5 protein-coding genes and 2 pseudogenes are annotated in these 7,039 nt (G+C 67.9%); 4 read left to right on the plus strand and 3 right to left on the minus strand.

Features of this window, described 5'->3' with window-relative positions:
• Positions 1-393: 393 nt before the first annotated feature.
• Positions 394-1,734 carry an ABC transporter substrate-binding protein gene (locus tag OO54_RS36045; protein ID WP_033211144.1) on the minus strand — a complete coding sequence of 447 codons (1,341 nt, stop codon included), beginning with the start codon at positions 1,732-1,734 and terminating at the stop codon, positions 394-396.
• A 1,069-nt stretch (positions 1,735-2,803) separates the two neighbouring features.
• Between OO54_RS36045 and OO54_RS36050 the strand changes: the two genes are divergently transcribed.
• The gene (locus OO54_RS36050) at positions 2,804-3,997 is read left to right on the plus strand and encodes a hypothetical protein (protein WP_033211146.1); all 1,194 of its coding nucleotides are present in this window, start codon (positions 2,804-2,806) and stop codon (positions 3,995-3,997) included.
• Positions 3,998-4,133: 136 nt separating this feature from the next.
• A complete protein-coding gene (locus OO54_RS36055; RefSeq protein ID WP_033211147.1) occupies positions 4,134-4,607 on the plus strand; it encodes a hypothetical protein in 474 nt (157 codons plus the stop codon).
• A gap of 16 nt (positions 4,608-4,623) precedes the next feature.
• Here the strand turns inward: OO54_RS36055 and OO54_RS36060 are convergent.
• A pseudogene (locus tag OO54_RS36060) lies at positions 4,624-4,821 on the minus strand (ATP-binding protein); the annotation flags it as partial.
• A gap of 636 nt (positions 4,822-5,457) precedes the next feature.
• Here OO54_RS36060 and OO54_RS47880 point away from each other — a divergent pair.
• A pseudogene (locus OO54_RS47880) lies at positions 5,458-5,622 on the plus strand (IS5/IS1182 family transposase); the annotation flags it as partial.
• A gap of 9 nt (positions 5,623-5,631) precedes the next feature.
• Here the strand turns inward: OO54_RS47880 and OO54_RS36065 are convergent.
• The gene (locus OO54_RS36065) at positions 5,632-5,835 is read right to left on the minus strand and encodes a cold-shock protein (protein WP_033211150.1); all 204 of its coding nucleotides are present in this window, start codon (positions 5,833-5,835) and stop codon (positions 5,632-5,634) included.
• Between the two features lie 248 nt (positions 5,836-6,083).
• Here OO54_RS36065 and OO54_RS36070 point away from each other — a divergent pair, with 248 nt between their 5' ends.
• Entirely contained in the window at positions 6,084-6,449 is a 366-nt protein-coding gene (locus tag OO54_RS36070; protein WP_157856577.1) for a hypothetical protein, read from the plus strand.
• Positions 6,450-7,039 lie beyond the last annotated feature (590 nt).

Genomic DNA, 7,039 nt, shown 5'->3' on the forward strand with positions numbered 1-7,039 from the left:
CCGCGCCGCCTGCGGCACCGCCCCGCCCGAACGCGAAGAGGACGAGGGCGTCACGGCGCTGGAGGCGGCCGGGGAGCGGTGCCCGGCTCCATGGCCCGCCGGCTGCTCCTGCTGCGCCGAGCCGCGCTCGCCGAGCATCGCGCCCCCGCCACTACGCCGCGGGCTCTGCCCTCGCTGTGCAGATCGCCGCAGCTTGCTACACCGAGGCGCCCAGGACGCCCTTCTCTCAGCCATCGCATTCCTCGTCCTGATGCTCGCCCTGGCCTAGATGACCGGCTACCTCGTCCAGGAGCGCCGCAAGCACGCCGAGACGGTACGCGCCCAGACCGCAGTCCAGGCGGTCAGCGCCGAGCTGCTGCGGATCGCCCGCGAGCTGCTGCCGCCCTCGGAGGGCTATTTGTTCACGGTGAAGCCGTGGTCGTTGCCGTACTTGACGCTGGCGTCCTGCCAGGCCTTCAGGCCGTCGGAGAGTGTCGTCGAGGAGATGTAGGCCTTGCCGACGGTGTCGTTGAAGATGGAGTTGGCATAGACCTGGTAGGGGAGGTAGGTCCAGTCGGGGCCTACGTTGCGGGCGGATTCGGCGAAGATCTGGTTGGCCTGCTGGCCGCCGAAGTAGGGGAACTTGGTGTCGAGGAAAGCCTTGGATTCGAGGTCGGCGCGGGTGGCGGGGAAGGCGCCCTGGGCGACGCGGGTGGTGGCGCCGGTGCCGGTGGTGGCGAACTCGGTGAAGGCGTAGGCGAGTTCCTTGTTCTTGGCGGCCTTCGGCATGGCGAGCGAGCTGCCACCGTTCTCGGCCGTCGTCTTGTCGCCCTCCGTCCACTGCGGCAGCGGGGCGACCCGCCAGTCGCCGGCGGCGGAGGGGACGCCGGAAGTGAAGTTGGCGGGCATCCAGGCGCCGATGGAGAGGGTGGCGATGGAGCCGTCGGCCAGGCCCTTGTACCAGGCGTCGCTCCAAGTGCTGATCGGCGCGACCAGCTTCTCGTCGAGGAGTTTCTGCCAGGTGGTGGCGTACTTCCGGGTGCCCTCGTCGGTGAAGTCGATGGTGACGGCGGTGCCGTCGGTCTCGTAGGGGCGTCCGCCGGCCTGCCAGATCAGGCTGGTCGTGGCACCGGCGTCACCGGTGTCGTTGGTGATGAAGATCTTGGGGTCGGCCTTGTGGAGGGTGCGGGCGGCCTGCACGTACTCGTCCCAGGTGGTGGGGACGGCGATGCCGTGCTTGTCGAAGACCTTCTTGTTGTAGAAGAACGCCATGGGGCCCGAGTCCATGGGCAGCGCGTAGACCGCCTTGTCGCCGGTGACGGCATCCCACGGTCCGGTGGTGAAGCTGGTGCCCCACCTCTGGGCGCCGTAGGGAGAGAGATCCTCGACGGACTTGCCGATGGTGAACTGGTCGAGCGCGTAGTACTCGATCTGGGCGACGTCGGGTGCGCCGGACCCGGCCGCGAGGGCGTTCTGCAGGGCGGTGTACTGCTCGTCGCCGGTGCCGGCGTTGACCAGCTCGATGTCGACGTTGGGGTACTTCTTCTCGAAGTCCTCCGCCACCTTCTTCAGCGTGGGCTCCCATGCCCACACCGTGACCTTGCCGCCCTTCTCCAGCGCGGCGTTGATGTCCGGCGGGGTGGCGCTGACGGCACCGGTGTCCGGTTCGTCGGAGCCGCAGGCCGTGGCGGTCATCGTGAACGAGGCGAGAACAGCGAGTGCACCGAGCAGTCTGCGGGTGCTGTGCGTACGCATGGGAGGTGCTCCTGGTCGGTGGTGCGGGGGCGGGAGGAACGTCCGGGAGGGCGGTCACGGGGCGGTCATTCCTCGATACCGTCGGCAGCCGGGCCGATCGCCCGTATCGCTGGAGCAGCGGGAGGACGTCTGGCGATCGGGATGATCGTCAGCGGGAACCGGTGACGATGCGGTCGAAGACGGCCTCGCCGCCGGCCGTCTGGGTCTGGGTGTTCCGGGCTTCCAGGTCAAGGGGCAGGGGTACCGGTATCCGTCGGGGTCCTTGATCCTGATCAGCGACAGGAAGTGGTCGTTCCAGGTCGCGACCATGGAGAACTGCAGCTCGGCGTCTTCGACAGAGATCAGCCCGTGCGGGAGGGACTCTGTCGCTCGTGCCAGGGACTCTTGTGTGATGATCGGCGGCCCGGTGGCGCTCTCATCGTCTCCGTAAGCTGCATCAAACTGGAGTGCCCCAGATGCGGCGACGGCAGCCGCGGCCCGGCGTCCCCGGCATTCGGAGCGATAGGTGCACTGGGCGTTCATGCACTCAGAATGTGCCGATGCGGGGTGCGCGGCACTTCCTGCGGCGGATACGGTTCGCCGCGCACCATGCCGCCACAAGATCGCGGCGCCGGGACCGCCGCGCCACGGCTACGTGCCGCTCACCAGGCAGTGCGCGGGATGGTCGCCCTGGGCATGTGAGCCCGACATGCGGCCGCACCTGGGAGAACACCTCAAACTGCACGTTACGTGATTGCTGTTCGACTTAGCGTCACCATTCGGGGGCGGGCCGGTCGTAGCGTAAGAGGACGCTCACGCGGCTGGAAGACGCGCAGGCGGAGTTCGACCGCGACACGAGTGACCCGAACCAGCTCGACGAGGACCAGGACCCTGATGACGGCATCGCCTGCGAAGCACTGCCCAGGCGTCACGACCGGCGCAGTGCAACCGGTGAGCCCGAGTGCTACCGCCTTCCAACCGGTGAGTCCGAGCGCTACCGCCCTCCAACCGGGAGCGGGCGGGGCGCGGTTTCCCTTGTCCGGGTCGCGGACCATACTGGTGGGGCCCTGATCGCCCACTGAATGGTTCCATGGCCAAGAACAGCATTTCACCGACCATCGTCCCCGACACCGTCTGGCTGGGGCGTGGGTGTCACCCGGGGCCCGAGCCCGAGCGGGACGTCCGGCGCAACCTGATCGCTCTCAAGGCGGCCGGGGTGATCGACGACTTCCTGGACCTCGACCCCGTCGAGGCGGCGCGTTCCACCGACCTCTACCCCAGGGACGAGTCTGCCGATCCCGGCCCGTCCGCTCGCCGCGTTTTCGAGGCCCGCTGGTGTGTGGCCGACGGCCTCACCGTGCGCGCGCAGCTGACTACGTACGAGCCCGAGTCGCGCCGTAAGAAGAGCGAGGGCGTCACCTGGGTCCTGGCCGCCGAGGCCGAGCGGGCGTGGGAGGCGGGCTGGCCTTCGCCGGCCACCATGTTCTGGCCCGACAGCGACCTGGTCGCTTGGGACCATGAGCCGGTGCCGGACGTGCGCCTGCGGACGACGAACCACCTCCCGAAGGACGACGACGAGCTGCGCCGCCTGCTGCGGGCCTGCACTCGGCAGAGCTGGTCCATCCATGTCGTGGTGCACGAGGCGATGACGCCGGACGCCCTGGGACGCCGACCGATCACGGCGTTCCTGCCGCCGAGCCTGCGGCACCGGGTGGTCGAGCACCGTGCCACGCCGGAGCAGGCGTTGATCGCCGACTTCGTGATGAAGCGTGAGCTGGGTGTGGGGATACCGCGCGGCGGCGCCGTGATCCTCCCCCTGACACCGCAGGCCCTCGATGACGACGCGGAGTACTTCACGGTACGCAATGTCTTCCTGGACGGCACGGAACCCACCGAACTCCTGAACAAGATCGCGGAGTTCGCCTCACTGCCCCGGCCACTGCCCGCCGATGCCGAACAGGCCCTGACACGACTGCGCCAGGGCTGGCATCTGCTCACCCCCGCCGAGGAACTGATCCACGCACAGGCCATGGTCACCAGGTATGCCAAGGCGCTCGAGGCCATGACAGCATCCTGCGACTTGTACCGGGAGGCCGCCGAGTCGGCGCTCGACGCCCTCGCCGAGGCGACCGGCGGCGACGGCGCACCACGGACGGCACCGTCGGCGACGGCCAAGGAAGACCCCTCGCCATGGAAGGCCCTCACCAAGACGCTCGCGCGCTTCCGGGGCCCGAACCCTCAGGCGCCGGATGCGGAGACCCAGCAGCGTCCGCACAGCCAGTGAGAGGTAGGGGAGAACGGACAGATCTTGACGACAACTCCTCGGCCCTCCTGAAGTGGGGCCGAGGCCGGTCGTTCGCCGCTCGCCTGAGTGACGTCAAGCACATGTTGACCGTAGACCTTCGGTGAAGGCAGGCGCAATGGACATCACGGTGCAGTGGATCAAGACGTCCTGGACGAAGCAGTCCCGGGGCGGGGCGGCCGCTGCCCGCAGGAACGCGGCGCCGGTCGGCTTCGCGTTGCCTCAGGTGCCCTCTGGGTCTGCCCACTTCGTCCAGATGGCTGAGCGTGACGGCTTCGAGCCACGTTCGAGCCAGAAAGACCTTCGCGAGATCGGTGTCAGCCTGCGGGACGAAGGCGATCGGCTCCGAGTGCTCGCTCGTGTGGAGCCGCTCTTCGGGTTGCCGCCTCGTCCGCGCAGGCCGCCGGCAGTTCGACTCCTTCCCGGGCAGTGGGTTCGCTGGCAGTTGAACTACCGGTTCACCAGCGCCCTGGGGATCCGTGGTTGGTCGTACTGGCTGGACACGTTCAACATCGCTTACGGCCCCGTCGGCCGGGACGTCTTCCTGTCGGAGCCGACCATGATCGTCGATGAATGCGGGGCCGTTCGATAGCGCAGGCTGACCGCGCTCAGACAGGTGCCCGCTCCGCTTGGGCTCTGGTGGCGGCGAGTCGGTAGGAGTCGGTTCCGGTCTCGATGATGTTGCCGCCGAAGGTGAGGCGGGCGACGATGGCAGCGCAGAGGCGGGGGCCGGTGAAGGTTTCGGTCCAGCCGGAGAAGGACTCGTTGGAGGCGATGGCGACGCTTTTCTTCTCCTCGCGCAGCGTACCGAGCCAATTTGAGATGGCGCCCAAAGGGCCGGACTGACCATTGCTTTGGCGCTGTCGTCTGCCGGGCAAGAGCCGTACACCCGGGGGATCGTGTTGAGGTGATGGTCTCTCATGCGCACTGCAGCCACGTTGCCGGTGGTGGCTGGATGTACGTCGGGGACGGAGCAGCCGCGGGAGCCCGCGAAGCCGTCAGCCGCGAAGCCCTCGGCCGCGACACGACCGGCAGCCACGCCACGGCCGTACGACAGATTGCCGGCGAGGTCACCGGGCAAGGCCGCGTCCACCGGCCGCGACTCGGTCTTCCTGCGTAAGGCTTTTGCTTCCAGTCTGCCGGCTGAGTATCAGGTTCCGCCGGTCGACGTCCGTGCCCTACTGACAGGGCAGTGGTGTGCGGCCGTCGGCCGCACACCACCCGATGGGGCTCCGGCCTGGTTCAGTCCCACCAGAGCGGCCGTAGTGTCGAGCGGGCCATCGTGTCGCCGGTCTTCACCGGGTCGTGCACGGTGTCGCGCTGCATAGGTGGGACTCACGGTCATCGGACCGGCACAAGGGTGCTGCATGCGGCCCGCCGACCATGGCCGCACAGCTGACGGCGCAGCCGCCGGAACGCCGACATCGACTGCTGGAGGCCTGACCTCCCAGCGGCTGGGACGACACCGATGGACCATCGAACGCATCATGGCCCGGCTGGCTGGCTGTCGCCGACTCCACCGCCGTTACGAACGCAAGGCCGACCACTGCCTCGCCTTCACCAGCATCCCCTGCGCCCTCATCTGCTACCGCAGACTCACCAGATGAGATGACTTCTCAGAGGGGGCGGACCTGTTCGGCCTGCGGGCCTTTGGGGCCTTGTGATGTCGTGTACTCCACTCGCTGGTTCTCTTCCAGCGACCTGTAACCGGAGGAGTCGATCGCGGAGAAGTGCACGAAGACGTCCGGCGTGCCGTCGTCCGGCGCGATGAACCCGAACCCCTTCTCCGCGTTGAACCACTTCACAGTCCCCTGAGCCATGCGATGCCTTCCTTGTGCAGAAACCGGACACGTGACTGTGCCCGAGAGTATGAGGATTTTCTATCAGTTCTTGGCATTGAAGATGGTTTGCCAGGTTTTGCACGCGTATGGGTGAGTGACTCAGGGCACTGTTGACCTTTGCTGTTCTTCCCCTGGGCCGCGTAGGCAGCGCGGCCGGCGAGGTGCTGGTCGTCGTATGAGCCGCTGCCCGTGAACACCGCGGCTGGGTCGGCGAACTCTGTGAGGGCGTGCACGAGCGCGTCCATCCGGTCGGGGGATTCCATGTCCGGGATCGACGTGACGAACCGCCCCTCCGGCCGCGGGCGCTCGCCAACGTGGTGGACCAGCCCCTGGGCGCAGAGCTGGTCGATCGGCTCGGCATGAAGTCTCTTGCCCACCTTGGCGTGCACCGGATTCAGCGCGGGCATGAGCCGGCCCTTCGTTCCGCCCCACCGTTCCAGGTCAGCCCACGCCTGACGGACGATCTGCTTGGCCTGGTCGCCACCGAAGTTGCTTCGATGATGGTCGTGTCGGTGTCGGTGTCGGTGTCGGTGTCGGTGTCGGTGTCGGGCTTGAGGGCGAGGCGGCCCGCCTCGTGGCTGCGTGCGCCGTAGCGCTCGGCCACAGCGCCTGGCCGGGCTGTCGGCCAAGTGGGCCGTCTCTCATCAGGCCGACGGCACCCCCGTGTCCATCGGCGACAGGACAGCGCTCCTGCACCTTCGACCGGCCGGCCGCATCACAGCCGTCCACACCGACGGCCGGAGCGAGCGCTACGCCTACGACCTGGCCGGCGACATCACTCGCGCCGACTTCCACCCAACGCTCCCGGCAGCGACACCGGCGGCGAGCGCCGGTACACCGGCAGCCGTCTCACCCGCGCCGGACGCACCACCTACACCTTCGACGCTCAGGGCCCGAACCACCCAGAGACAGCCCCGCACCTCAGCTGCAGACACGACCACCGGATCTTCGTGTACGTCCGTCCAGCCTGGATCCCCCCTCGAAGAGGTTGCGGGAGGAAGGGAGGGACACATCGGAACCCCACAGTCGTGGTCATGGAAGGGGTAGGCCGCTGATGGAGCACTCCGTGTGCCCGCATCGGTTGTCTAGGGCGTGTTTTGGAAGTAGGTTTCGCCGCTCGCCCTGTGCCGTGATGATCGCGGTGTGGGGCGAGGGGATCTTTCTGACGAGCAGTGGGCCGTGC

The sequence above is a fragment of the Streptomyces wedmorensis genome, assembly GCF_000716445.1.
Classification (GTDB): Bacteria; Actinomycetota; Actinomycetes; order Streptomycetales; family Streptomycetaceae; genus Streptomyces; species Streptomyces wedmorensis.